The following is a 25,084-nucleotide window of genomic DNA, read 5'->3' as shown; positions in this document are numbered from 1 at the left end:
AACCTGTGATCTAGTCGAGGCATCCGGTGGCCTCATGATGCGCTCCAGGAAGAGCACGGCGTGTGCGTCAGGGTGAGTGTGAAGACACTTGGCGTGCGGCCAGACAAGGCGCGCGCCGCCGCGCAGGCGAGTGCCTGCGCAAGGTGAGCAACGCCGCATGGGCGTGCGCCAAGCGGCTTCCCGACGGGCCGCGCCATGCGCGGCACACTCCACCATGACGTCCAGGGCGTGCTCTGCAGAGCGGGCAGGGGTGTCCCCGTTCATTTCAATCTGCATCGAGGTAGAGATGGCCCCCCGCAACCGCCAAGGGCTTTACGACCCGCGCTCCGAGCGCGATGCCTGTGGATTTGGCATGGTCGCCCAGCTCGACGACCAGCCTTCGCGCCTGCTGGTGGATACCGCCATCGCAGCGCTCTCGCGCATGACCCACCGTGGTGGTGTCGCCGCCGATGGCCTCACCGGCGATGGTTGCGGCCTGTTGCTGCGCCGCCCCGATGCCTTCCTGAAACTGCTGGCCAGTGAAGCCGGCATCGCCGTCGGCACGCGCTTCACTGCGGGCCTGGTGTTCCTGCCGCACGATGCCGACGCCGCACAGGCCTGCCGCACGCAGCTGCAGCAGCAGATCGAGGCTGTCGGCTGCAAGGTGGCCGGCTGGCGCGAGGTACCGACCGACGACAGCGTCTGTGGCCAACTGGCACGCGACACCCTGCCGCGCATCGAGCAGGTGTTCGTCGATGCCGGCGTCGGCCAGGATGACGCCGGCTTCGGCCTGGCCCTGTTCCTGGCCCGCCGCCGGAGCGAACAGCAGCTGCGCGCGCACGCCGACTACTACGTCACCACGCTCAGCCCCAACGCCATCAGCTACAAGGGCATGGTGCTGCCGGACAAGCTCAGCCGCTTCTTCCCGGACCTGCAACGCCGCGAACTGGCCTCCAGCGCCATCGTGTTCCACCAGCGCTTCTCCACCAATACGCTGCCGCGCTGGCCGCTGGCGCACCCGTTCCGGATGCTCGCCCACAACGGCGAGATCAACACCATCGAAGGCAACCGGCGCTGGGCGCAGGCGCGCAGCAAGGTGTGGAAGACGCCCCGTTTCGACATCGGCGAGTTCGACCCGGTCATCTCCATGCACGGCTCCGATTCGCAGAGCCTGGACAACATGCTGGAACTGATGGTGTCCGCCGGCATGGAGCTGATCCAGGCGCTGCGCATCCTGGTGCCGCCGGCAACGCAGTCGCTGGAATTCAAGGACCCGGACCTGGCGGCGTTCTACGAGTTCCACGGCCTCAACAGCGAACCGTGGGACGGCCCGGCCGGCATCGTCGCCTGCGACAGCCGCTACGCGGTGTGCACCCTCGACCGCAACGGCCTGCGCCCGGCGCGCTGGATGCTGACCGCCGATCGCCACTTCCTGGTCGCCTCCGAAGCAGGCGTCTGGGAAATACCGACCGAGCGCGTGGTGCGCAAGGGCAAGCTCGGCCCCGGCGAGATGATCGCCATCGACCTCAAGCGCGGTGACCTGCTCGATTCGGAGGCCATCGACCGCATCAACCGCGGTCGTGCACCGTACAAGCAGTGGCTGCAGCAGGGCGTCACCTACCTGCAGACCGAACTGATCGACCCGTCGCTGGTGGAAGAGCCGTTCGACGAAGGCACGCTGCGCAGCTACCACAAGCTGTACCAGCTCAGCAGCGAGGAAGTGGAACAGGTGCTGCGGCCGCTGGCCGAGACCGAGCAGGAAGCCACCGGCTCGATGGGCGATGACACGCCGATGGCCGTACTCAGCCAGCGCAGCCGTCCGCTGTACGACTATTTCCGCCAGGCCTTCGCGCAGGTCACCAACCCGCCGATCGACCCGCTGCGCGAAGACTGCGCGATGTCCCTGTCCACCCAGCTCGGCAAGGAGACCAACATCTTCCATGCCGGCCCGGAGACCGTGAACCACGTCATCCTCAACTCGCCGGTGCTGAGCCAACGCAAGCTGCGCCAGCTGCTGAAGATGGACCAGTACGTGCAGGCCAACCGCCTGCTCGACCTGTCCTACAGCGAAGAGGAGGGCCTGCGTGCGGGCATCGAACGCATCTGCGTCGAAGCCGAACAGGCTGCGCGCGACGGCATGGTGATGCTGCTGCTGTCCGACCGCTACCCGGTGGCCGGGCGGCCGATGGTGCATGCGCTGCTGGCCACCAGCGCCATCCACCACCACCTGTCACGGCTGGGCCTGCGCTGCGACGTCAACCTGATCGTCGAGACCGGCACCGCGCGCGACGCGCACCACATGGCCTGCCTGCTAGGCTTCGGTGCCACGGCGGTGTATCCGTACCTGGCCTACCAGACCCTGTTCGATCTGGGCCGTCGCGGCATCCTCAAGCTCAGCAAGGGCGGCGAGCAATCGCAGATCGGCCGCCGCTACCGCAAGGGCATCTACAAGGGCCTGTCCAAGATCATCTCGAAGATGGGCATCTGTACCGTGGCCAGCTACCGCGGTGCGCAGCTGTTCGAGATCATCGGCCTGGAGCCGGAGGTGGTGGACCTGTGCTTCCCCGATACCGCCTCGCGCATCGGTGGCGCCGGCTTCGCGCGCCTGGATGCCGACGCGCGCGAACTGTGCGCGCAGGCCTGGGACGCGCAGCAGGGCGTGGATGTCGGCGGCCTGCTGAAGTACGTGCACGGCGGCGAGTACCACATGTACAACCCGGACGTGGTGACCACCCTGCAGCGCGCGGCGCGCAGCGGTGACCCGCGTGCGTGGCAGCAGTACTGCGATGCCGTGCATGCGCGCCCGCCGTCGGCGCTGCGCGATCTGCTGCAGCTGGTGCCGGCGGCAACGCCGACGCCGCTGGACGAAGTGGCACCGGCCAGCGATCTGTTCCCGCGTTTCGATACCGCCGCGATCAGCCTTGGTGCGCTCTCGCCCGAGGCGCATGAAGCGCTGGCCATTGCGATGAACCGCCTCGGCGGCCGCAGCAATTCCGGCGAAGGTGGCGAAGACCCGGCGCGCTATGGCACCGACAAGCGCAGCAAGATCAAGCAGGTGGCCTCGGGCCGCTTCGGCGTCACCGCCGAATACCTGGTCAATGCCGAAGTGCTGCAGATCAAGGTTGCCCAGGGCGCCAAGCCCGGCGAAGGCGGCCAGCTGCCCGGGCACAAGGTCAATGAACTGATCGCACGCCTGCGCTATGCCAGGCCGGGCATCGGCCTGATCTCGCCGCCGCCGCACCACGACATCTACTCCATCGAAGACCTGGCGCAGCTGATCTACGACCTCAAGCAGGTCAACCCGACCGCGCTGGTGTCGGTGAAGCTGGTCAGCCATGCCGGCGTCGGCACGATTGCGGCGGGCGTGGTCAAGGCCGGTGCTGACCTGATCACCATTTCCGGCCATGACGGCGGTACCGGTGCTTCGCCGGTCAGCTCGATCCGCTACGTCGGCGTGCCGTGGGAACTGGGCATCGCCGAGGCGCACCAGGCGCTGGTGGCCAACGACCTGCGCGGGCGCACCCTGCTGCAGACCGATGGCGGCCTGAAGACCGGCCTGGACGTGGTCAAGGCAGCGCTGCTGGGTGCGGACAGCTTCGGCTTCGGCACCGCGCCGATGATCGTGCTGGGCTGCAAGTACCTGCGCATCTGCCACCTCAACAACTGCGCCACCGGCGTGGCCACCCAGGACGAACGCCTGCGCGAGAACCACTTCACCGGCCAGCCCGAGCGCGTGGAGAACTTCTTCCGCCTGCTGGCCGAGGAAGTACGCGGCTGGCTGTCGGTGCTGGGCGCACGTTCGCTGCAGGAAATCGTCGGCCGCACCGACCTGCTGCGCCAGCTTCAGGTGTCACCGCGCGAGGACGTGCGCGTGGACCTGTCGCGGCTGCTGGCCGACGCCAGTTACCCGGGCAGCCACTGTGCCGCACAGCGCCTGTATGAATCACCTGACAGCCTGGCCACGCAGATGGACGGCCTGCTGGCCGAGGCCATCGAACACAAGCGCGGTGGCGAGCATCGCTTCCTGATCCACAACACCGACCGCAGCATCGGCACCCGCCTGGCCGGCGCCGTGGCGCGCGCGCACGGCAACCAGGGCATGGCCGAATCGCCGCTGGAACTGCGCTTCCGCGGCAGCGCCGGGCAGAGCTTCGGCGCCTTCAACGTCGGCGGCCTGCACCTGGAAGTGGAGGGTGAAGCCAACGACTACGTCGGCAAGGGCATGGCCGGTGGCCGTCTGGTGGTGCGCCCGCCGCGTGGCGCACGCTTCGAGGCACGCAGCACTGCCATCATCGGCAACACCTGCCTGTATGGCGCAACCGGTGGCGAGCTGTTCGCCGCCGGCCGTGCCGGTGAACGATTCGCCGTGCGCAACTCCGGCGCACTGGCGGTAGTGGAAGGCGCGGGCGATCACTGCTGTGAGTACATGACCGACGGCGTGGTGCTGGTGCTGGGCAAGGTCGGCCTCAACTTCGGTGCCGGCTTCACCGGTGGCCTGGCCTACGTGCTGGACGTGGACCGCGATTTCGTCGACCGCTACAACCACGAGCTGATCGACATCCATCGCGTCTCCGCCGAAGGGTTCGAGAACTACCGCCAGCATCTGCACCGCCTGATCGGCCGTCATCGCGAACTGACCGGCAGCATCTGGGCGCAGCAGATCATGGACGAGTTCCGCGATTACATCGGCAAGTTCTGGCTGGTCAAACCCAAGGCCGCCAGCATCGAGTCGCTGACCGAAACCCTGCGCCGCGCGGCGTGACACACCGCACGTGAGCGATGCGCCGCATGCACTGGGCGCACCGGCTTCCCCACCGCTGTAGTGCCGGCCGCTGGCCGGCATCCGGAAACCCACAGAGTCCGCCATGAGCCGCAAGCACGCCTTCCAGTTCCTCGACCTGCCCCGGACCATGCCGCAGCGCATCCCGGTTGAACTGCGCACCTCCGGTGACTGGGGCGAGCTGTACGGAAAATTCGGCAAGGAGGATGCGCAGTACCAGGCCGGCCGTTGCCTGGACTGCGGCAACCCGTACTGCAGCTGGAAGTGCCCGGTGCACAACGCCATTCCGCAATGGCTGCAGCTGGTGCAGGAAAACCGCATCCACGAAGCGGCCACGCTGTGCCACAGCACCAACCCGTTGCCGGAAGTGTGCGGCCGGGTGTGCCCGCAGGATCGCCTGTGCGAGGGCAGCTGCACGCTGGAAGAGTTTGGTGCGGTCACCATCGGTGCAGTGGAGAAGTACATCGTCGATACCGCGCTGGCCACCGGCTGGCGGCCGGACATGGCCGCCGTGCAGCCCACCGGCCACACGGTGGCGGTGATCGGTGCCGGCCCCGCGGGGCTGGCCTGTGCCGACCGCCTGGCGCATGCCGGCATCACCGCAGTGGTCTACGACCGTTACGAACAGGTCGGTGGCCTGCTGCAGTTCGGCATCCCCAGTTTCAAGCTGGACAAGGACGTGATCCGTCGGCGTCGCGACGTGCTCGAAGGCATGGGCGTTCAGTTCCGCCTCGGCGTGGAGATCGGCCGCGACATCAGCCTGCAGCAGCTGCTGGACATCCACGATGCGGTGTTCGTCGGTACCGGCGCGTATCGCTACACCGACGGTGGCCTCGATGGCCAGGACCTGAAGGGCGTGCTGCCGGCACTGCCGTTCCTGGTGCAGAACAGCCGCATCGTCGGCGGCGATGATCCGAAGGGCCGGCCGATCGCCGGCTGGGAAGACCAGATCGCCCTGCCCGACCTCAATGGCAAGCGCGTGGTGGTCCTCGGCGGTGGCGACACCGGCATGGACTGCGTGCGCAGCGCGGTGCGACTGGGTGCGGCCAAGGTCACCTGCGCCTACCGCCGCGACGAAGCCAACATGCCGGGCAGCGCGCGCGAAGTGGCCAACGCGCGCGAGGAGGGCGTGCGCTTCCTGTTCAACCGCCAACCGCTGTCGATCGAAGCCGGCGCCGATGACGAAGTGATCGGAGTGACGGTGGTCGAAACGCGGTTGGGCGAGCCCGATGCCAATGGCCGCCAGAACGCCGTGCCGATCGAGGGCAGCGAGTCGCTGCTGGAAGCGGACGTGGTGATCATCGCGTTCGGCTTCTCGCCCAGCGTGCCCTCGTGGCTGGCCGAGCACGGTGTGGAAGGCCAGGCCAATGGCCGCATCCTCGCCGGCGGCAAGGGCAGGCTGCCCTTCCAGACCGCCCATCCGCGCCTGTTCGCCGGGGGTGACGCGGTGCGCGGTGCCGACCTGGTGGTGACCGCCGTGGCCGAAGGCCGCGACGCCGCCGCCAGCATCGCCCGGCTACTGGCGCACTGACGGGCCGAGCGGCACCAGCACTGCGGCCAGAGCGGCATGCAGTGCGTGGCGGTCGACCGGCTTGGCGATGAAGTGATCGATGCCAGCGTCGTGGCAGGCCTGGCGGGTACTGTCGAGCACGCTGGCAGTCAACGCGATGATCGGCACCTTTGCCGCGTCGGCACGGGGATCGGCGCGGATCGCGCGGGCCAGGGCAAAGCCGTCCATGCCCGGCATGTGGCAGTCGGTGATGACCAGCGCGAACCGTTGCGTCTGCCACGCCTGCCAGGCCTGCTCGCCATTGGCTGCGGCATGCACCTTCATGCCCAGATCCCGCAGCTGCCGCACCAGCAGCTGCAGGTTGGTGGGATGGTCTTCGGCAACCAGGACCCGCACCGGCGGCAATTCGTGCAGGCCAGCCGCATCATCACGATGTTCCACCGATGGCGCCTCGCAGGCCGGCAGGTACAGGTCCAGCCACACCGTGGTGCCCACGCCCGGCGTACTGCACAGGTGCAGTTGCCCGCCCATCGATGCCGCCAGCTCCCGGCAGATCGCCAGGCCCAGGCCGCTGCCACCGAAGCGCCGGGTGGTGGAGGCGTCGGCCTGGGTAAAGGCTGCAAATACCGCCCGCTGGCGCTCCCGGCTGATGCCCACGCCGGTATCGGTCACCTGCAGCCGCAGTTGCTGGCCGTGCGCGCGCTTCTGCAGCACACGTACCTGCAGGTCCACCCCACCGTGCAGGGTGAACTTCAGCGCATTGCCTGCCAGGTTGAACAGGATCTGGCGCAGGCGCAGCGTATCGGCCAACGATCCACGCTGCAGCGCAGGATCCACCTCGCAGCGCAGATGCAGCCCCTTGCTGGCCGCCACCGGCACCAGCAGGCGCTGCACCGCCCGCAGCAGCCCGGCCAGGTCGGTGGGCAGGCACTGCGGTGGCTGTGGGCCGGACTGCAGGCGTTGGCTGTGCAGCACGTCATCGAGGATCTGTCGCAGCATCTGCGCGGCATCATCGATGGTCGCCAGTACCTGGCGCTGGCGCGCATCCAGCGCGCCGCTGCCGAAGCGCTCCAGCATTCCCAGCATGGTGCTCATCGGCGTGCGGATCTCGTGGCTCATGGTGGCCAGGAAATGGCTCTTGGCGGCGGCATCCTGCTCGGCGTTGCGCCGGGCATCGTTCAGCGCCTGCGTGCGTGCGCGCGCTTCGGTGACATCCATCCAGTATCCGCTCCATTCCACGCCGCTGTCGCTGCAGGCAATCGGTCGCCCATGCGAACGTACCCAGCGCCAGCCGTTCGGGCCGCGCGTACGGAAGGTGATGTCGATGGGTCCACGCACCAGCGCGGCCGCGTCAACGCAGGCCAGCACCGAGCGGCGGTCCTGCGGGTGGACCGCCGCCAGCAGGCTGCCATGGTCGACCCGCGCGGTATCCACGCTGATCCCGAACAGGGCATGCACATCGCCTGCAATATGGGGAACGCTGTATTGGCCGGTATTGCTGCGTCGCGCCTGGTACACCACCGCCGGCAGGTTGGCGGTGACCTCCTGCAGGCGCTGCTCCAGCGCCAGCCTGCGCAGGCCCTCGCGATGCAGTCGCCAGTAACCGAAGGCATGCACCAGGCCCATTGTCAGCAGCATCAGCAGCACCGCGATCAAGCCGCGCACGGGCGACACCGGCGGCACGTGACCGCGCCGAGGGGATGTCGACACCCAGTGCGCCCGCAGTGCCTGGCGCTGCTCCTCCGTCATGCCTGCCTGCAGTCGGTTGAAGCGATCCACCAGGTGCGCGCACGCCGGTAGCGCAGCCAGTACCAGTACGTCGCTGAAGCCGGCCGGCGCCGCCACGTCCAGCGCGCCGCCAGGCTGATCGCGCAGCGCCGCTTCCACTTCCACCAGGTTGCCCACCACTGCATCGATCTGGCCGCTGATCAGCAGCTGCAGCGCCTTGTCCAGCGCCGCCACCTGCAGCAGCGGTACATGCGCGCTCGACTCTTCCAGCACGGCAGCGAGTGGCACGATGTCCGGGCTGGCCACGCCGTGGCCGTGCAACCCCTCCAGGCCGATGATCGGCCGCGCATCGGGGCGTCGCACGATCACCTGCGGCACCTGCAGGTAGGGCACGCTGGCCACCCAGCCTTCCGGCGTCTGCGCGCGTGGCCAGCCAAGCACGGCGTGGGTCCCGGCAGGCAGCGCGGCAGCGGCCAGCGCCGTCGCTGCGACCGGTGTGGCGCGCAGCGTGGGCACCTGTTCCTGCAACAGGTCCAGGTAGGCGGCCGCCAGCCCCTGTGGCGTGCCGTCCAGACTGGACGACAACGGCGCACGGTCAGCGGGATAGGCAAGCAGGATGGGGCCTTCGCACTGCCCGGCCCAGGCCGGCGCCGACAGCAGCGACAACGCGACGATGCGGGCCAGGCGGCCAGCGACATTCATGGTGGACATCCTCATGTCGCGGGCGGGGGCATGGCCACATCCCGGTATGACCTCCTGCCACGCTAGCGACGCGCTTCCCAGCAACAATGAGGAAATTTGTAAAACCCTCCGAAACCGCCAATAGCGACATACACTGCCGCTTCTACCGATCCCGGAGCTTTCGATGCGCATCGGCCTGGCCGCCAACCGTCTCCATCACCACGACGCGCGCGCGGCACTGTTCCGCTGGCTGCGCGCCAGCGAACCCGGGCTGCGCGAACTGGGCGTGACACTGTGTGCGGTTGGCCGCACCCACGACGCGATCCAGCGCAACGGGTTCCTTGCCGGTTACGACGGCCTGCAGCGCTATCCCTACGGTCGCGAAGGCGGCTTGATGAAACTGGTGGCCGAAGTGGTGGGCATGGGCGCCGAGCGTACGCTGGACGGTGCGGTCTATCTGATGGATCCGGTCGACCCTTCCTCGGTTTTCCCCGAGGCGACCGCGCTCAAGCGCCAGTGCGTGATCCACGGCAAGCCGTTCATTTCCACCGTGGCCACCGCCCGCGACTGGATCGAGGTGGAGCGCATCCATGCGGGCTTGGCCGCCGATGCCGGCACCGACGACCTGCATGCGTTCGAGGAGCAGACGCTGGCGTTGATCGCGCACGATGCGATGAAGCCGGCGATGCTCGCCTTCGCCGATGAACACTTCGACGTACTGGCGCGCTTCGGCGAACGCGTCGCCACCGGTACCACCGGCCAGCGCTTGAACGAGCTGGCCTGGAGCCGCGGCTGGCCAGCGGATACGGCGTGGGTGACGCGCTACCAGAGCGGCCCGATGGGTGGCGATGCGCAGATTGCCGACCGCGTGCTGGAAGGCCGTTGCCAGCGCGCGATCTTCTTCGAGGATCCGCACGTGGCGCGCCAGCACGAGGCGGACATCCAGCTGCTGGAGCGGGCGGTGACCACGGTGACCGATCAGGCGGTGTGTATCACTGCGCCGCGCGTGGCGGCGCGGTGGGCGGAGGCGGCGGCCTTGCGCGCGGGTCGATGAGGTCTGCGGCCGACGGCTGAGCCCCTCGTGGCGGCCGTGCAGATCAAAAGCCGCGCTTGGCCGGGCGGGGTGGATTGCGCAGGGGTCGCTGCAAGTACGTCCATGTAAGCTCGGTCGCCGCTTGCTCGTGTGCGCTTTCCTGCGCACACGGCAAGACCGGGGTTGGGCGTCCTGCCCAACCCGCCCGAGGCGTGCCTCGGGCCCATGCGGCTCACGCCCCTGCGCAACCCACCCCGCCCGGCCACGGATGGTTTCCGTGCTGACCACGGAAGAGAAAAGGAAAAGCAGGAGCAAAGCGGGTCGCGCGCTGTGCGCGCTTCAGTAGAGCCGATTTTGCTCGACTGCGCCGCCGCCTCTCTGGAGTGGAGCCCCTTCTGTTGAAGGGGCGCGCCGAAGGCGGGGGTAGAGGAGGAATGCGGGGGCAGCTGCTGTAGCGCCAGCGCTACAGCAGCTGCCGAAGCATTGCTTTCAATCTGCGCCCTTCCAGCTGGAAGTAGTCGCGCTGCTCGCGCCAGTCGGGGAAGCGTTGTTCCACTTCGTGCCAGAACGCGGGCGAGTGGTTGGCCTGGATCAGGTGGCAGAGTTCGTGCACCAGCACGTACTCGAAGGCGGCGGGACGGCCCAGTACCAGTGCCAGATCTAGCGCCATGCTGCCATCGGGAGCCAGCGAGCCCCATTGCGAGGACATCACCTTCAACCGCAGGCGGCTGGGCGCGCGCGGCAGGCCGGGCAGGTACTTCGGCAACCAGCGGCCGACATCGGCGCGAGTCTGTGCTTCGTAGAATTCGCGCAGCAGGCGGCGCAGGGTCGCATCGCCGCCACGGCTCGGCCATTGCACACAGGCGCCGTGTCCGTCGATTTCCAGACGCGCATAGCGGCCTTCCTGCCAGCGCAGTGGCAACAACTCGCCGCGCAGCGGCAGCACCCCTTCAACGCCGGGCTGCAACGCGGCGGGCAGACCATGCCCCTGGTAGTGGCGCAGCTGCAGCCCCAGCCATTCGCGATGCAGTTCGAGGAAGCGCTCGCCCATCACCAGGCTGGCACGCGGCGGCAACGTCAGTCGTGCGCCGCGCTCATCGACGCTGAGCTTGATCCGGCGCGCGCGCGGATCACGCACGCGCAGTATCTCGATCTCGACATCCTCCAGGCGCAGGCGAACGGTATCGCGCTGCACGGTGGCGGGTGGGACCGGCGAGATCAGGCGGCGCAGCAGACGGCTCATGGTCCCAGCATAGCGCCGTGCGAGGCCGCCGGATGACCGGCGGCCGACGGCCTGCCTGTTCAGTCAGCCTTGCTGAGCTTGAAGGCTTCTTCGAGCAGCAGGAACAGGCGGCGGATCTCCGCACTCTGCAGGGCGAAGCGGGCGTCGAACTCGGCACGGCGGCCGTCTTCGTCGGCATGTTCCAGCTGGTCCAGCGCACCGTCCAGGAACTTCAGCTTGCGCACGATCAGGTCGTCGCCCAGCACGAAGGACAGGTTGTCCTCGAACACCAGGGCCAGCTTGGTCACCTGCTTGCCGGCATCCAGATGCTTGTCGATCTCGTCGCAGCGCAGTTCCTGGTGCTGGCACTTGACCACGGCGCCGCCTTCCACCGGATCCTTCATCTCGCACTCCTCGCCCAGGCTGAAGCCGGTGGGCAGGGGCTCGCCGGCGATCCAGCCGGTCAGGATCGAACGCGGCGCGACTTCGGCGTTCAGCGGCATCGCGGGGAAGCTGCCAAGCAGGCCGCGGATGTCGGACATGAAATATTCGCCGGTCTTGCGGCTGGAGGTGTCCACCGCCACATAGCCGTGCAGCTGGTCGATGAAGGCATCGTTGCGCGAGGACTTCACGAAGGCGCGCGGCAGCAGTTCATGCAGCAGGTCGTCCTTCATGCGCTTGCGCTCGCGGCCACCGGGGCGGCGGCCTTCCTTCTCTTCGATCTCCTCCAGCTTGCGCTCGAGCAGGTCGTTGACCACCGCGCCGGGCAGGATCTTGTCCTCGCCACCGACGGTCAGCCACAGGTGTTCGGCAATGCGGTGCGAGAGCACTTCCTTCTCTTCGCGGCCGAATGGCGAGATGAAACCACGCGAGTTCATTTCCAGTGCGCCCACCGGCTTGAGCAGGGCGTGCGGCAGCAGGGTGTCGACTTCGGAAAAATCAGTGGCAGTCGGGAAGCGGAAGAACGTCAGGTTGCGAAAGAACATGGAATTCCGGTGTCTGAAGAAGAAGGGCGCCCGACCTTAAACGGCAGGCGTCTCGGGAACTGCGTCGGCCGGCCAGGCATCGGCATGCACCGCATCGCCACGGCGGCCCAGGGCCATGAAATCGAACAGGGCGGCATCGGCCAGCTGCGCAGGCCGCACGTCGGCCATTGCACGTGCGATCTGTTCAATGCGCCCCGGATGGTCCTGGTCCCACTGCTTGAGCATCAGGCCGACCTGCCGACGCTGCAGGTTTTCCTGGCTGCCACACAGGGTGCAGGGAATGATCGGGAAACGGCGCGCCTGCGCGTACTGGGCGATGTCGTGCTCGCGCACGTACGCCAACGGGCGGATCACCACGTGCTGGCCATCATCGCTGAGCAGCTTCGGTGGCATGGCGGCCAGCTTGGCATGGTGGAACAGGTTCAGGAAGAACGTGGCCACCACGTCATCGCAATGGTGGCCCAGTGCGATCTTGCTGAAGCCGTGCGCCTTGGCATGGTGGTACAGCGCGCCACGGCGCAGGCGCGAGCACAGCGAACACATCGTGCGGCCCTCCGGGATGACCCGGCTGACCACCGAATACGTGTCCTGCTCGATGATCTGGTACGGCACGCCCAGCCCGGCCAGGTACTCCGGCAGGACGTGCGCGGGGAACCCGGGCTGTTTCTGGTCCAGGTTCACCGCTACCAGTTCGAACGGCACCGGCGCCTTTTTCTGCAGCTGCAGCAGCAGGTCCAGCAGGGTGTAGCTGTCCTTGCCGCCGGACAGGCAGACCATGACCTTGTCGCCCGCTTCGATCATGCCGAAGTCGGCGATGGCCTGGCCCACCTGGCGCCGCAGGCGCTTGCCCAGCTTGTCCGCCCCGAGCCCGTCCACGCGCGGGTCGCGCGGAACGCGCTGCGGGGGATCGGGCAGGGAGATCACGGCGGACATGGCGCCATTCTACCGGCTTGTGGCAGCCCGGACCCGGGGTCGGGATTCCCCTCTCCCGGCAGTCATCGTCGCTGTGTATGCTCGGAGACCGTGGACACCTACAACCCCGCCGAAATCGTCGAACGCCTCGTCGCCCTCCGCGCCGAACACCGGTCGCTGGATGAACAGATCGCGCGCATGGCCGCCAACGGCGAAGATGAGCTGGAGTTCAAGCGCCTGAAGCGGCGCAAGCTGCAGCTGAAGGACTGCATCACCAAGCTGGAAAGCCTGCAGATTCCGGACGAACCGGCGTAACCGGTGGCCCATCCACGCATGGCGTGGATCTACTGGCCCACGCCGCCCCGAACGCCGATGGCACAGCCCGGCAACCTTTGGATCCACGCCATGCCGGAAAGTCCCGGTAGATCCACGCCATGCGTGGATGGGGCCCCGCATCAACGCGGCAGCGCCAGCTCCGCACTCCAGGCCGCCTCACCGTCCACGGTCAGGTCGCAGCGGCGCACGTTGTCGGCACCGGAACAGCGCAGACCCAGCGGGTGCCCGTACCAGTCACCGGCAAGACCCTGGCGAGCGGCGGATTCGTCACCGCTGATGCGCACCTCGCCGGCCAACCACAGGCGGTAGTGCGCCGGTTGCCCGGTCTCTGCCTGCAGGCACAGGCGCACCGGCGCATCAGCCAGGCGCCCGGGCAGGGTGTCGTCCACGCAGGCTTCTGCAGCCTGCACCGAAGTAGCCGCAAGGCCTCCGACCGCGATCAACGTGGCCAGGCCCGACAGGCGCCGCAGGTTCAATCCTGCGGTGCCGGTTCGTCCGGGCGCGCCGCTTCCGGGCTGACCCGTTCGATGGTGTGGCGCAGTTCGCGGCCGAGGATGAACTTGGCATCCTTGGCCCAGGCGTCCAGGCGCTCGTCGAACAGCAGCTTGCTGTTCTCGTCCGGCCACACCAGGCGCAGCTCGCGCAGCTTCTGGATGAAGCCGCGGAACAGCGACTTGTCGAAGAACTCCGGCGCGGCCGGTGCATAGAGCAGGCTCAGGCGCTGTGCGGCCTGCTGGCACAGGCTTTCCAGCTCGGCGGCGCCGAGCGTGCCCGGGCCGTTCTTCACCAGCACCGAAATGGCGATGTAGTAGCGCTCGAATGCCTGCTGCAGCGAGTGGCCGATCGCACGCAGGCGGAATACTTCGTCGGTCTGCCCGGTGTTGCGGGCGAGGATGCCGCCGTCGTCTTCGTTGACGTTCTGCAGCAGGCCCTCACGCACGAACACGTCGATGGTCTGGTCGATGCGCTGGGCGAACTCATCCTCGGTCCACGGCAGGAACAGTTCGGCCTGCAGGAACGGGTACACCGTGCGGCCCAGCTGCACCAGGCCGGTGCGGCTCATGCGGCGGTTGTTCTGGAAGCAGCAGGCCACCCACGACGATGCGGTGAACAGGTGCACCACGTTGTTGCGGAAGTAGCTCAGCAACACCGCGGTATCGCCGCTGACGCTGAGCACGTCGCCCAGCGGGTGCTTGATGCGGGTGAGGACGTTGATCTCTTCGGCGTGGGCGATGATCCGCTCCGGCGAGTGCGGGGTCACCGTCACCCGGCCCGAATACGGCATCTCCACCAGCAGGGTCTTGCACAGCTCGATCTGCGCGATCAGGTCGGCCTCGCCCATCGCATGCTTGGGCGTGGACAGCAGGGCCAGCGCCAGCAGGTTGATCGGATTGACGTCGGCCGCGCCGTTGATGCGCACCTGGATGCGCTCGGCCAGGGTGTCGACGGTGGTCGACAGCCACGAGGGCTTCTCGTCCTCGGACACCGCCTCGCCCCCCCACTCCGGAGCCTTCTCGGCCAGCACATCGTTCAGCGCGATGGGTTCGCCGAAGTTCACCACCACCTGGCCGTAATTCTGCTTGAGCACCTTGGGGATGCCCCACAGCAGCTGCCAGATCGATTCCTTCTCCTTGGGCCGCCCGGACAGTTCATCCAGGTAGCTGCCGCCCTCCATCAGCTTCTCGTAGCCGATGTAGATGGGCTGGAACAGCACCGGCTTGCGCGGCTGGCGCAGGAACGCGCGCAGGGTCATCGAGATCATGCCGCCCTTGGGCTGCAGCAGCCGGCCGGTACGCGAGCGCCCGCCCTCGACGAAGTACTCGATGGAATAGCCGCCGGCGACCAGCTGCGCCACGTACTCGCTCAGCACCGCCGAATACAGCGCGTTGCCGCGGATCGAGCGGCGGATGAAGAACGCACCGCCCTTGCGCAGCAGCGTGCCCACCACCGGCAGGTTCAGGTTGATGCCGGCCACGATGTGCGGCGGCACGATGCCGCGGTCGTACAGCAGGTAGGACAGCAGCAGGTAGTCCATGTGGCTGCGGTGGCTGGGCACGTAGACCACTTCGTGGCCTGGCGCTGCGGCCTTGAACTTGTCCAGGTGGTGCACCAGCACGCCGGCGTAGATGCGGTTCCACACATGGCTGAGCATGAAGCTGGCCGAGCGCACCACCGGGCTGGAATAGTCCGCGGCGATTTCCCAGGCGTAGGCGTGCGCCTTCTTCCAGGCATCGCTGGTTTTGCTGTTGTCACGCTTGGCCTGCGAGGCGATCGCCTCGCGCACCGTCTCGGCGGCCAGCACCTGGTCCACCAGCAGGCGCCGGGTCGACAGGTCAGGACCGATCACCGACTCGCGGATGCGGCGGAAATGGGTACGCAGCACGCGCTGCAGCTTGCGCACGGTACGCTCGGGCTCCAGGCCCTCGTCGACGGTGCTGCGCAGCGAGATCGGCGGTGCGAAGCGGACGATGGTGTTGCGGCCGTTCAGCAGCAGGCCAAGCAGCCGGCGGAAGCGGCCGACCAGCGCCCAGTTTTCCGAGAACAGCACGGCGAACCAGCCGCTCTGCTTGTCCGGGGCGCGGCCGACGAAGATCGACACCGGCACCAGGTGCACATCCAGGTCGTCGCGCACGCGATGGGCCTGCAGGACCTTGGCCAGCGAATCGGAATGGGTCTTGGCGCCGCGCTGCTCGGGAATCAGCGAGTTGCTGGAGCTGCGCCGCGACAGGGCCAGGTAGGCGCGCTTGCGGCCGGTGGGGTCACCGGCCAGCGGTACCAGCGGCGAGGGCAGGCCAGCCTGGCGGCAGGCCTTGTCCAGGATCAGCGCGTTGGACAGGCCGTAGTCTTCCAGCACGTACATGACCGGACGGCCATCGTTGTATTGGCCCGGGTCTTCCGGCTCGATCTTCAGCGACAGCCAGGGTTCCACCAGGCGCCCGAGCAGTCGCGCCCACAGCGGGCGGCGGCCGGCAGGACGCGCGTGCACAGGCGTCGCCGCCGGCGTCGTGCCGGCGTCGGTCGAGGGGGACGCCAGCGCCGTGTCGGCGGGCGTCGGCTGGGATTCTTCGCCGGGGAACGGCAGCGGGTTCTGTTTCGACATCGACGTCATTATGGCTTAGCCGATGGCGTTGCCGCTTCCCCATCGGTTGTCGGGGCAGGCACAGGGTCCGGAGCAGCGGCGGCGCGCGACGCATCGGCCTGCCGCAACAGGGCATCGGTATCGGCCAGGGTTCGGGTCAGGTACCAGTGGCCCTCGCGCCGGCTCAGCGGCACCTGCACGGTCATCGCGCGGCCGGCGAGTTCGTACTGCAGGCGCACCAGGGCGTTGTCGCCCTCCACCGACAGCAGCTCACCGCGCACGCTGCGCAGCGCCTCGTCCACGCCAAGGCCATAGCTGGCCAGCACCGCCTTCAGCGTATGGATGAACGGCGCCAGCTGCTGCAGGCTGCCTTCCATGCCTGCGGCCTGCAGACCGGCATCGTCCTGGAAACCCACCTGGGCGGCGGCGCCGACGAGGGCGGCGATGCTGCTGCGGGCTCTGGCGCGGTCGCTGATCGGGGCATCCTGCGCCCAGGCGGCCAGGGTCTGCACCAGCTGGATGTAGTGCGCCTGCTGGCCGGGCGTATAGCCCTTCTGGTGCCGCAGGTACTGCACACCGAAGTTGCCCATCGACTGCGCGGCCTGGCGCACGGCGCTGGCCTGGCCGGCCAGCTGGCGGTCGAAACTGCGCTGCAGCTGCACGTTGGCGCCGGGCTCACGCAGCGCCGCCAGCATGGGCAGCAGCTGGTCGCCCAGCGGCAATCCGGTCAGCGGCCACTGGCTGCGGCCGTCGGCCCAGGCCTGCTGCAGGCGCTGGTACTGGCTGGGAGGCACCGACAGCTTTGCATAGCCGACCAGGTCGTCCTCGGCCAGCCGTTGCGCCATCGCCTGTACTGCAGCGACAGGTTCGGCCGGCGCGGCGGCCGGATCACTGCCGGATTCACGGCACGCGGCGATGGCCAGCAGCAGCATGGCCGCCAGCCCCCATCCCCGCGCAGACCTTCCTCGCATTACCACGCTCATGCAATCGGACTCCCCGGACCGGTCCGCATCTTGCGGCCTGCGACGTGACAGCGGCAAGCCGGGGCGTCACGGTTTCTGCCATGGCACGCACTACGCGGCGCATCCACGCCCCGCGCCGATGGACTCTTGCCGCACCCGGCGGACAAAAAAAGAGCCCGGACCACAGGGATCGCAGGCTCTTCAAACCGGCGCAAGGCCGGTGGACAGTGTTGTGGCGCATGTCCGGCCCGAAGACCGGATGGCGGCGATCCTACGCTGCCCGCAAAGTTAACGCAACACATGATGAAATGTCATTCAAATCATTGATTTTATTGGATCAATCGCGTTGCCAGACTGCTTCAATGAAATCTACGGCATGTTTTTCGGCGATTCGGGCATAAATGCCGGGGTAGCCGGCCAACGCGCAGCCTTCGCCCCAGCTGACGACACCGAACTGGGTCCAGCCCTCGCGCAGACGCAGCAGCAGCGGACCACCGGAATCCCCCTGGCAGCTGTCGATCCCTTCGCGGCCGGCGCAGATGACCTTGCCGCGCGACAGCGCACCCGCATACGCCTGCTGGCACTCGGCGAAGGGCACGAACGGGGTCTGCACCGTCTGCAGCTGGGTGGGATAGAGCCGTCCGTCACTGATGTCGGTGTCGCCCCAGCCGATCACCGTGAACTCCCGGCCTGGCTTGAGATAGCTGGCATCGGGCCGCAGCCGCAGCGCGACCGGCTGCGCGTCAGCCAACGGTGCGCTGAGCTGGATCAGGGCAACATCATGCTCCAGCGAGTTGCCGCTGTTGAACGCCGGATGCATGTGGATGGCCTTGATGTTGGAGGACCGCGCCGACGGCTCGGTGGACAGCACGGTGGCGCCCCCCAGCACGGCCAGATCATCCGGGCGATCACCTTCGACGCAGTGCGAGGCGGTCAGCACCCAGGAGGGCGAAATCAGCGTGGCGCCACACCAGTGGCGACCGTGGTCACTGTCACCGTAGGACAGGCGCTGGATGCTGACCATGAACGGGTAGTCGCCCGGCTTGGCATCCTCGCCGCCAATGATGCGCGGTGCTTCGCGGGGTTGGGGTGCAGCCGTGGCGGGAAAGACGATGGCAGCCGCCAACAGGCCGCCGAACAACAAAGAGGTGCTGCGATACATATCCGTGTATTCCTCTATCGATGGTTGGAACCGGCACGGCCGCGGTCCGTGCTGGTGCATCGATTGATAGAGGGCGCTCCACGCGCACAGCGCGATGCGGCGCACAGTTTTCCCGGCTGGGGTCGGGTGCGTCAGAGCAGCAGGCACAAATGCGAACGCCATCCCGCATGCGACGGGATGGCGTTCGTGGTGCCGGCGTGACCGCCGTCGGGGCGGGGCTCAGCGCGCGGCCAGAGCCGTCGCGATTTCCTGCTGGATCGCCCGTGCTGCAGCCTGCGGATCGGACGCATGGCGGATCGGACGACCGACCACGATGGCATCGGCACCATCGGCGAACGCCTGCGCCACACCCACGGTGCGCTTCTGGTCATCGCCGACCGGACCGCCGGGGCGGATGCCCGGGCAGACAATCGAGAAACCGGCCCCGGTCGCGGCGCGGATCGGACCGGCTTCCTGGCCAGAGGCGATCACGCCGTCGATGCCAGCAGCCTGTGCGGCCAGCGCGCGTTCGACGACGACCTCCACCGGCTCGCGGTCGATGCCCATCTGCGCCAGGTCCGGGCGACCCATCGAGGTCAGCACGGTCACCGCCAGCAGGCGCATGTCGCCGCTGTTGGCGGCCGCGCAGGCCTCCATCATCGCCGGGTGCCAGCCGTGGATGGTCGCGTAGCTGACCGGCCACTGCGCCAGGCGCTTGATCACCGCCGCGGCGGTGGCCGGGATGTCGAAGAACTTCAGGTCGACGAACACGCGCTTGTCGCGGCGGGCCAGTTCGTCCAGCACCTGGAAGTACTCACCGGAGGCTAGCAGTTCCATGCCGATCTTGTAGAACGCCACGCTGTCGCCAAGGCGGTCGACCCATGCCAGCGCCTGCACACGGTCAGGCACGTCCAGCGCGAAGATCAGGCGCTCGTCGTCACGCAGCGGCAGCGGGGCGCGGCTCACGGCGCGTAGTCCAGCGCGGCACGCTTGGCGTCATGACGGGCCTGCCGCGACTGCGCGTAATCGTTGTTGAACTGCGCCGGCTCGAAGCCGCCGTAGGTCGGGTTCGGCAGCATCCACCAGCGCTCGCCGAACCAGTCGTGATACTGCTGCAGCAGCGCGTCGCGGCCATCGTTGGTGTTGGCGGTCACTTCGACGAAGTCACCCAGCTGGTCGCCGAACTGCATCAGCACGCGGTACTTCTGCCCGGCCAGGCGGCGGCGGCAGTTCTTCTCGCTGCCGGCCTGCTCGCACCCTTCAACCACGGTGCCCAGGCCGAGGAACACGCTGTCATCGGCGACCGGCAGGCCCTGCTCGCGCAGGTTGGCCAGGGTCGCGTCCTTCAGGTGCACGGCGCGGTTGGAGATGTACACCAGGGTCACGCCCTTGGCATTGGCAGCCTTGGCGAAATCGACTACGCCGGGAATGGCCTTGGCCTTCTTTTCGGCGACCCACTGGTCCCAGCTGAGTTCGTCGTATTCCTTGCCATCACGCACCAGGCGGGCCTGGTAGGGCGAGTTGTCCAGCACGGTCTCGTCCACGTCCAGCACCACGGCCGGCTTCAGGCCCTTGGCTTCGTTGCCGCGCTCTTCCGGTACCAGCGCGTCCCAGTGGGCTTCCTTCAGCGCAACGTCCAGATGGTCGGCGGCGGCACGGTAGGTCTGCTCGGTGATCGCCCTGTATTCCTGCGCGCGCTGCATCCACAGCACGGCATTGAGGTTGTCGTTGGCGGTCGCGTCGAGGGCACCGTCGGCCTTGGCGGCGGCGGTCGGGGCTTGCGGTGTGGCGGCTTCGGCAGGCGCTTCCACGCGCTTGCAGGCGGACAGGCCCAGCACCGCGGTGGCGAGCAGGGTCAGGGACAGGGAAACGGGACGACGCATGGATTCACCGGCAATCAGATATACCGCCCCATTTTACCGGCAAAGGCGCCGCAGGGACGGCTATGCTTGGCGGTTGACACGTTGTCTTCCGGAAGCCGCCATGACCGACCCTGCCCAGACCCCCGACGTTCCGCTGCTGGATGCCGTACAGGCGCGCCTGCTGGGCTGCCTGGTGGAGAAAGAAGCCACCACCCCGGATACCTACCCGCTGACCGTCAACGCCGCACAATCGGCGGCCAACCAGAAGACCGCCCGCGAGCCGGTGATGAACGTGAGCGCCGGCGGGGTGGAGCATGCGCTGCGCCAGCTGGAGACCCTGGGCCTGGCGCGCCAGCACTTCTCCTCGCGCGCCGACCGTTACGAGCACCGCCTGCAGAGCGCGCTGGACCTGACCCGGCAGCAGACCGTGCTGCTGGCCCTGCTGCTGCTGCGCGGGCCACAGACCCTGGGTGAACTGGTCACCCGCGCCGAGCGCCTGCACCGCTTCGCCGATGCCGACGAAGCCCGCCACGCCGTCGAGCGCCTGCAGCAGCGTGCCCTGCTGGTGGTGCTGCCGCGCGCCAGCGGCCAGCGCGAAGACCGCTACATGCACCTGCTGTGCGGTGAAGTGGACGGCGCGGCATTGGCGGCGAAGTACGCCAGCAGTGGCAGCGGCGAGCCGGCCGACCCCGGCCTGGCCGAGCGCGTGGCGCAACTGGAAGCGGCGGTGGCCCAGCTGCAGGCCCAGCTGGCCGAACTGCGCAGCTGAGGGGGTGGGTGCCGACCGTTGGTCGGCACTGCATCTGAATCGTGCCGACCAACGGTCGGCACCTGCCAACATCAGGGGTCAGACCTGCGCCGCCCCCGGCGTGGCATACAAGCGGCTGGCGCTTTCGATGCCCGGCAACTGGATCACCCCGCGCTCCTGCATGCCCAGGCCCAGCAGGATCTTCCCGGACACCACGTTGTCCAGGTCGGTGATGCCATACAGATCGTGCAGGCCCAGCGCTCCGCGTGCATGCGCGAACACCGCCCGTGCCGCCTCGCTGGCATAGCCCTGCCCCGCGTATGCGGACAGCACCGCGTAGCCGATATCCGGTGCCGGCAGGCCATCACGCCGCACCAGGCCGGCATTGCCCAGCCAGGCGCCATCGGACAGCCGCTCGATGGCGTACATGCCGAACCCGTTCAAGGCATAGCTGTGCAGCACGCGCAGCGCGATGTACTCCCGCGCCTGTTCCTCGCTGTGCACGTTGCGGTCGCCGATGAAGCGCACGAAGCCTGGATCATTGAGCAATGCCAGCATCGGCGCAGCATCCCGGTCTGGTTCCAGGCGGCGCAGCCGCAGGCGTTCGCTTTCGATGGGATGCATGGGTGGGCTCCGGAAGGAATACCTCGATTTTGCAACGCCAGCGCCCGCCGTGCAGCACGCTCAGGCCAAGTGGGCCACTACGATGCCCAGCCTAGCCACATGCCCCGTCTCGCTGGCCGAACAGGATCGGCCAGTAGCGCACGCGCAGGCGATGGACGCATGCGGCGATCAGGCAGAACCCCATGCCCATCAGCGCCAACAGCAGCGGTGCGCCCCAGCGCAATCCCGGGTGCTGGATACGAGCCTTGGAAGGCATGCCGCCGGGATATAGCACCTGTACCTGTTCGCCGACCACGTACAGTGGTGCCCCGGTAGCAAAGGACGCAGTGAACTGAATCATCTGCCCCTGTGCGGTCTGGAACCTCACCACCGGGCGATGCAGGGTGATGTCACGTGCGGGCATCCCCTCCATTTCCGACCGGGCATCCTCTGCCTGGACGGCCACCACCGTTCCGGTTACGGAAACGGCCTTGCGCGCGAAACGGTGGACGTCCACGAACAGCCAGGCGGCGGCCAGAAGGATCAGCAGGCCCACGGCAAAGAAAACAGCAAAAAACATCTGAGGAGGGTGGGCATGGTGCTGGCCGGGTTGATCGATCAGCGTGCAGGTGCCGGCGCTGATCGAATGAAGGAGATATCGACATGGTAGTAGCGCGGATTGCCCGGCATGACATGGACATCCAGTTCACGCCCACTCACCTGTGCACGGGGATCGGCCCAGAGATACGCGCTGTGGAAGACATGCCATCGAGTGGTTTCAGGATCGCGCCAGGCGCAGACGATGACGAACGGATGCCTTCCCCCCGAGAATACTCCGCGATCGCGCTTGATCGCCCGGACCTTGGCTTGCACCCGTGTCCCGTGGCGAAGGAGCTGCCTGCGCCGCCATGCCCTCGCCGCCTGCGGCAGGTGCAGAATTCCCACCCCCAGCAAGAATGGGCCGCCGGTCACTCCCAGTATGACGCTCAGGCCCCAGGGTGATGAGAGCGAACGCACCAGGGCCTTGTCCGGGCGGTCCGGCAGGTACAGCACATCTACATGATCGCCCGTCATGTAGGCACGATGGCGGGTACGACCTGCGAAGAACCGCATCACTTGCCCGCTGCTGGTAGTGAAGTCCACCCAGTACAGGAACTTCACCCCTGAAGTGCGCGAACCACCGCGATCAACGCTGACGGCATCCACATGGGTGATCCTGCCATCGGCAATGACCGCCCCATCGAGGAAGCGCCTGGCACCAACGTAGGCCAGAAGCGCTGAAACAAGCAGGACCAGGCCCAGCCCGAGGAAGGTATGAGTGAGAACAGCAGGGATGTCGTTGGACACGATGAAGGACACGGCGCGCACTTCGGGTGCGCTCACACTAGGCCTTAACCCGATGCAGGCTCAAGGCCAGAAGCGTCAATCGGACGGATTGGAATACCGCTTTAGTGGCTTTTCGATCCTCAATCGAACAGCGCCTCGATCGCGGCCAACCCCGCCGTCGCCCGCTCCTTCTTGCGCGCCGCATCCGCCACCGGATCGGCGCCATCGCGCTGGATCTCCTCGGCCGGGATCTCCTCGAAGAAGCGGCTCGGCTTCAGCCGCACGTGCTCGCCGAACTTTCGGGTCAGCTTGCTGTAGCTCATCCACAACTGGATCTTGGCGCGGGTGATGCCCACGTACAGCAGGCGCCGCTCTTCCTGCAGATTGCCCTCGTCCAGGCTGACCTGGTGCGGCAGCACGCCATCCTCGCAGCCGACGATGAACACATAGGGGAATTCCAGGCCCTTGGAGGCGTGCATGGTCATCATCCGCACCTGGTTGCCGCCTTCGTCCTTGTCGCTGCGCGACAACAGCGCCAGCTGGCCGGCCAGATCGGCCGCGGTGGCACCACGCGGGCCACCCTCGAACCACTGCGCCAGTTCTTCGATGTTGTTGGCGCGACGCTGGTAGCTGGCTTCTTCCTTGGCCTGCTGCCGCAGCTCGCTGAGCAGGCCCGATTCCTTGGCGACCTTGCGGATCATGTCGCCGGAGCTGATCTGCCGCGTCTGCGCGCGCAGGTCACGCAGGATGTCGGTGAAGCGCGCCAGGCTGTTGGCCGCGCGCGGTGGCAGCTGCTGCAGCGCGCCGATCGCTTCGGCAGCCTGCGCCATCGGCATGCCCTTTTCCGAGGCCAGTTCGGCCAGCTTGGCCAGGGTGCCGGCGCCGACCTCGCGCTTGGGCGACTGCACCGCACGCAGGAACGCGGTGTCGTCGTCCGGGTTCACCAGCAGCCGCAGCCAGGCCAGCGTGTCCTTCACTTCCTGGCGCTCCAGGAACATGGTGCCGCCGGTCAGGTGGTAGGGGATGCGCAGCAGCTGCATCGCCTTTTCCAGCGGACGCGACTGGAAGTTGCCGCGGAACAGGATGCAGAAATCGCTCCACGGCACGTTGCGCGTCTGCGCCACGAACGCGATCTCGGCGGCGACCTTCTCGGCCTCGTGTTCGCTGTTGCGGCACTCCCACACACGGATGCGCTCGCCGTCGGCCTGGTCGCTCCACAGCTTCTTCAGGTGTTCGTGCGGATTGTTGGCGATCAGCGCGTTGGCCGCGCGCAGCACGCGGTTGGAACACCGGTAGTTCTGCTCCAGCTTGATGATTTCCAGCGTCGGGTAATCGCGCCCCATCTGCTGCAGGTTTTCCGGGTTGGCACCGCGCCAGGCGTAGATCGACTGGTCGTCATCGCCCACGCACGTGAAGTTGCCCTTGTCACCGGCCAGCTGCTTGAGCAGGCGGTACTGCGCATCGTTGGTGTCCTGGCATTCGTCGACCAGCAGGTAGCCGATGCGCTCGCGCCAGGCCAGCGCGATCTCCGGGTTCTCTTCCAGGATCTGTACCGGCAACCGGATCAGGTCGTCGAAGTCCACTGCGTTGAACGCGCTCAGGCGCAACTGGTAGCGCTCGTAGATGCCGGCCGCTTCCTTCTCGCGGTTGCTGCGCGCAGCGGCCATCGCCTGCTCCGGCGACAGGCCGGCGTTCTTGGCGCGCGACACCAGGTTCTTCATGTCCTCGATGTCGTCCGGTTTGGCGCCGTACATCAGGTCCTTGATCTGCGCGGCCGCGTCATCGGCATCGAAGATCGAGAAACCGCGCTTGAGCCCGACGGCGGCATGCTCGATCTGCAGGAACTTCAGGCCCAGCGCATGGAAGGTGCAGATGGTCACTTCATCGGCATCCTGCTCGCGCAGGCGCTTGGCCACGCGCTCGCGCATTTCCTTGGCCGACTTGTTGGTGAAGGTGATCGCGGCGATGCGCTTGGCCGGGTAGCGGCCACAGCTGATCAGGTGGGCGATCTTTTCCACGATCACGCGTGTCTTGCCGCTGCCGGCGCCGGCGAGCACCAGCAGCGGTCCTTCAATGTGGAGGACGGCGGCAGCTTGGGGGGGATTGAGACCGTGCATTGGGGTGCGATTGTAGCGGGCGTTGGTGGCGGCCACAGCCGCCGGCCGGTGGGCTTGCTGAACGGCTTCGGCCGGCGCC

General features: G+C 67.6%; 19 protein-coding genes. 5 read left to right on the top strand and 14 right to left on the bottom strand.

Going from position 1 to position 25,084, the window contains the following annotated elements:
- Positions 1-286 precede the first annotated feature (286 nt).
- Positions 287-4,741 (top strand): glutamate synthase large subunit, encoded by a 4,455-nt coding sequence (gltB, locus tag ACUXVE_RS03620; RefSeq protein WP_445513847.1) that lies wholly within the window; start codon positions 287-289, stop codon positions 4,739-4,741.
- A 103-nt stretch (positions 4,742-4,844) separates the two neighbouring features.
- The gene (locus tag ACUXVE_RS03615) at positions 4,845-6,290 is read left to right on the top strand and encodes an FAD-dependent oxidoreductase (protein ID WP_445513846.1); all 1,446 of its coding nucleotides are present in this window, start codon (positions 4,845-4,847) and stop codon (positions 6,288-6,290) included.
- Here the strand turns inward: ACUXVE_RS03615 and ACUXVE_RS03610 are convergent.
- Positions 6,276-8,699 (bottom strand): response regulator, encoded by a 2,424-nt coding sequence (locus ACUXVE_RS03610; RefSeq protein WP_445513845.1) that lies wholly within the window; start codon positions 8,697-8,699, stop codon positions 6,276-6,278. The two genes, ACUXVE_RS03615 and ACUXVE_RS03610, sit on opposite strands and share 15 nt — an antisense overlap.
- A 163-nt stretch (positions 8,700-8,862) precedes the next feature.
- Between ACUXVE_RS03610 and ACUXVE_RS03605 the strand changes: the two genes are divergently transcribed.
- Complete coding sequence (locus ACUXVE_RS03605; RefSeq protein WP_093820268.1) at positions 8,863-9,732, top strand: methylglyoxal synthase; 870 nt, start codon at positions 8,863-8,865, stop codon at positions 9,730-9,732.
- A gap of 442 nt (positions 9,733-10,174) precedes the next feature.
- Here the strand turns inward: ACUXVE_RS03605 and ACUXVE_RS03600 are convergent, their stop codons facing one another.
- From ACUXVE_RS03600 to ttcA, 3 genes are read right to left on the bottom strand one after another with little or no spacing between them, the layout of a single operon-like run.
- Entirely contained in the window at positions 10,175-10,954 is a 780-nt protein-coding gene (locus ACUXVE_RS03600; protein WP_059063103.1) for a M48 family metallopeptidase, read from the bottom strand.
- A 59-nt stretch (positions 10,955-11,013) separates the two neighbouring features.
- Entirely contained in the window at positions 11,014-11,919 is a 906-nt protein-coding gene (locus ACUXVE_RS03595; RefSeq protein WP_025875418.1) for a recombination-associated protein RdgC, read from the bottom strand.
- Between the two features lie 36 nt (positions 11,920-11,955).
- Positions 11,956-12,852, bottom strand: coding sequence for a tRNA 2-thiocytidine(32) synthetase TtcA (ttcA, locus tag ACUXVE_RS03590; protein WP_445513844.1), 897 nt, complete (start codon positions 12,850-12,852; stop codon positions 11,956-11,958).
- 90 nt (positions 12,853-12,942) lie between these two features.
- On the opposite strand from ttcA, the gene ACUXVE_RS03585 reads away from it, so the two are divergent.
- Positions 12,943-13,146: a YdcH family protein gene (locus ACUXVE_RS03585; protein ID WP_093820272.1), complete on the top strand. Its 204-nt coding sequence runs from the start codon at positions 12,943-12,945 to the stop codon at positions 13,144-13,146.
- A gap of 140 nt (positions 13,147-13,286) precedes the next feature.
- Here the strand turns inward: ACUXVE_RS03585 and ACUXVE_RS03580 are convergent, their stop codons facing one another.
- The 6 genes from ACUXVE_RS03580 to ACUXVE_RS03555 all read right to left on the bottom strand — a co-directional run bounded on the left by ACUXVE_RS03580 (position 13,287) and on the right by ACUXVE_RS03555 (position 20,232).
- On the bottom strand, positions 13,287-13,643 hold the full coding sequence (locus ACUXVE_RS03580) for a hypothetical protein (RefSeq protein ID WP_222388033.1): 357 nt from the start codon (positions 13,641-13,643) through the stop codon (positions 13,287-13,289).
- Entirely contained in the window at positions 13,640-16,276 is a 2,637-nt protein-coding gene (gene plsB, locus ACUXVE_RS03575) for a glycerol-3-phosphate 1-O-acyltransferase PlsB (protein WP_222388034.1), read from the bottom strand. Before plsB ends, ACUXVE_RS03580 begins: the two co-directional genes overlap by 4 nt.
- Complete coding sequence (locus ACUXVE_RS03570) at positions 16,276-17,229, bottom strand: hypothetical protein (protein ID WP_445513843.1); 954 nt, start codon at positions 17,227-17,229, stop codon at positions 16,276-16,278. Before ACUXVE_RS03570 ends, plsB begins: the two co-directional genes overlap by 1 nt.
- A 316-nt stretch (positions 17,230-17,545) precedes the next feature.
- Positions 17,546-18,370 (bottom strand): S1 family peptidase, encoded by an 825-nt coding sequence (locus tag ACUXVE_RS03565; protein WP_222388036.1) that lies wholly within the window; start codon positions 18,368-18,370, stop codon positions 17,546-17,548.
- A gap of 219 nt (positions 18,371-18,589) precedes the next feature.
- Complete coding sequence (gene pyrF, locus ACUXVE_RS03560; protein ID WP_025875430.1) at positions 18,590-19,315, bottom strand: orotidine-5'-phosphate decarboxylase; 726 nt, start codon at positions 19,313-19,315, stop codon at positions 18,590-18,592.
- Positions 19,312-20,232, bottom strand: a complete 921-nt coding sequence (locus tag ACUXVE_RS03555; RefSeq protein ID WP_445513842.1) for a 5'-nucleotidase, lipoprotein e(P4) family — start codon at positions 20,230-20,232, stop codon at positions 19,312-19,314. The genes pyrF and ACUXVE_RS03555 overlap by 4 nt, the downstream gene beginning before the upstream one ends.
- Before the next feature lie 100 nt (positions 20,233-20,332).
- On the opposite strand from ACUXVE_RS03555, the gene ACUXVE_RS03550 reads away from it, so the two are divergent.
- Positions 20,333-20,980, top strand: coding sequence for a YceH family protein (locus tag ACUXVE_RS03550; RefSeq protein WP_445513841.1), 648 nt, complete (start codon positions 20,333-20,335; stop codon positions 20,978-20,980).
- Between the two features lie 78 nt (positions 20,981-21,058).
- On the opposite strand, the gene ACUXVE_RS03545 is transcribed toward ACUXVE_RS03550, so the two are convergent.
- The 4 genes from ACUXVE_RS03545 to ACUXVE_RS03530 all read right to left on the bottom strand — a co-directional run bounded on the left by ACUXVE_RS03545 (position 21,059) and on the right by ACUXVE_RS03530 (position 25,005).
- Positions 21,059-21,583, bottom strand: coding sequence for a GNAT family N-acetyltransferase (locus tag ACUXVE_RS03545; protein WP_445513840.1), 525 nt, complete (start codon positions 21,581-21,583; stop codon positions 21,059-21,061).
- Between the two features lie 91 nt (positions 21,584-21,674).
- Positions 21,675-22,142 carry a DUF3592 domain-containing protein gene (locus ACUXVE_RS03540; protein WP_445513839.1) on the bottom strand — a complete coding sequence of 156 codons (468 nt, stop codon included), beginning with the start codon at positions 22,140-22,142 and terminating at the stop codon, positions 21,675-21,677.
- A 38-nt stretch (positions 22,143-22,180) separates the two neighbouring features.
- A complete protein-coding gene (locus tag ACUXVE_RS03535) occupies positions 22,181-22,921 on the bottom strand; it encodes a DUF3592 domain-containing protein (RefSeq protein ID WP_222388040.1) in 741 nt (246 codons plus the stop codon).
- Between the two features lie 107 nt (positions 22,922-23,028).
- Positions 23,029-25,005 carry a UvrD-helicase domain-containing protein gene (locus tag ACUXVE_RS03530; RefSeq protein WP_445513838.1) on the bottom strand — a complete coding sequence of 659 codons (1,977 nt, stop codon included), beginning with the start codon at positions 25,003-25,005 and terminating at the stop codon, positions 23,029-23,031.
- Positions 25,006-25,084: the final 79 nt, after the last annotated feature.

It is taken from the genome of Stenotrophomonas sp. 3(2025) (assembly GCF_052665395.1).
The sequence above is the reverse complement of the archived record's forward strand: the minus strand, read 5'-3'. Positions and strand labels throughout refer to the sequence as shown.

What these genes read in the sequence shown, in the direction of transcription:
- gltB (WP_445513847.1), top strand. Translation starts at nt 287, where the DNA reads ATGGCCCCCCGCAACCGCCAAGGGCTTTACGACCCGCGCTCCGAGCGC.
- ACUXVE_RS03615 (WP_445513846.1), top strand. Translation starts at nt 4,845, where the DNA reads ATGAGCCGCAAGCACGCCTTCCAGTTCCTCGACCTGCCCCGGACCATG.
- ACUXVE_RS03610 (WP_445513845.1), bottom strand. Translation starts at nt 8,699, where the DNA reads ATGAATGTCGCTGGCCGCCTGGCCCGCATCGTCGCGTTGTCGCTGCTG.
- ACUXVE_RS03605 (WP_093820268.1), top strand. Translation starts at nt 8,863, where the DNA reads ATGCGCATCGGCCTGGCCGCCAACCGTCTCCATCACCACGACGCGCGC.
- ACUXVE_RS03600 (WP_059063103.1), bottom strand. Translation starts at nt 10,954, where the DNA reads ATGAGCCGTCTGCTGCGCCGCCTGATCTCGCCGGTCCCACCCGCCACC.
- ACUXVE_RS03595 (WP_025875418.1), bottom strand. Translation starts at nt 11,919, where the DNA reads ATGTTCTTTCGCAACCTGACGTTCTTCCGCTTCCCGACTGCCACTGAT.
- ttcA (WP_445513844.1), bottom strand. Translation starts at nt 12,852, where the DNA reads ATGTCCGCCGTGATCTCCCTGCCCGATCCCCCGCAGCGCGTTCCGCGC.
- plsB (WP_222388034.1), bottom strand. Translation starts at nt 16,276, where the DNA reads ATGACGTCGATGTCGAAACAGAACCCGCTGCCGTTCCCCGGCGAAGAA.
- ACUXVE_RS03570 (WP_445513843.1), bottom strand. Translation starts at nt 17,229, where the DNA reads ATGAGCGTGGTAATGCGAGGAAGGTCTGCGCGGGGATGGGGGCTGGCG.
- ACUXVE_RS03565 (WP_222388036.1), bottom strand. Translation starts at nt 18,370, where the DNA reads ATGTATCGCAGCACCTCTTTGTTGTTCGGCGGCCTGTTGGCGGCTGCC.
- ACUXVE_RS03555 (WP_445513842.1), bottom strand. Translation starts at nt 20,232, where the DNA reads ATGCGTCGTCCCGTTTCCCTGTCCCTGACCCTGCTCGCCACCGCGGTG.
- ACUXVE_RS03550 (WP_445513841.1), top strand. Translation starts at nt 20,333, where the DNA reads ATGACCGACCCTGCCCAGACCCCCGACGTTCCGCTGCTGGATGCCGTA.
- ACUXVE_RS03545 (WP_445513840.1), bottom strand. Translation starts at nt 21,583, where the DNA reads ATGCATCCCATCGAAAGCGAACGCCTGCGGCTGCGCCGCCTGGAACCA.
- ACUXVE_RS03540 (WP_445513839.1), bottom strand. Translation starts at nt 22,142, where the DNA reads ATGTTTTTTGCTGTTTTCTTTGCCGTGGGCCTGCTGATCCTTCTGGCC.
- ACUXVE_RS03530 (WP_445513838.1), bottom strand. Translation starts at nt 25,005, where the DNA reads ATGCACGGTCTCAATCCCCCCCAAGCTGCCGCCGTCCTCCACATTGAA.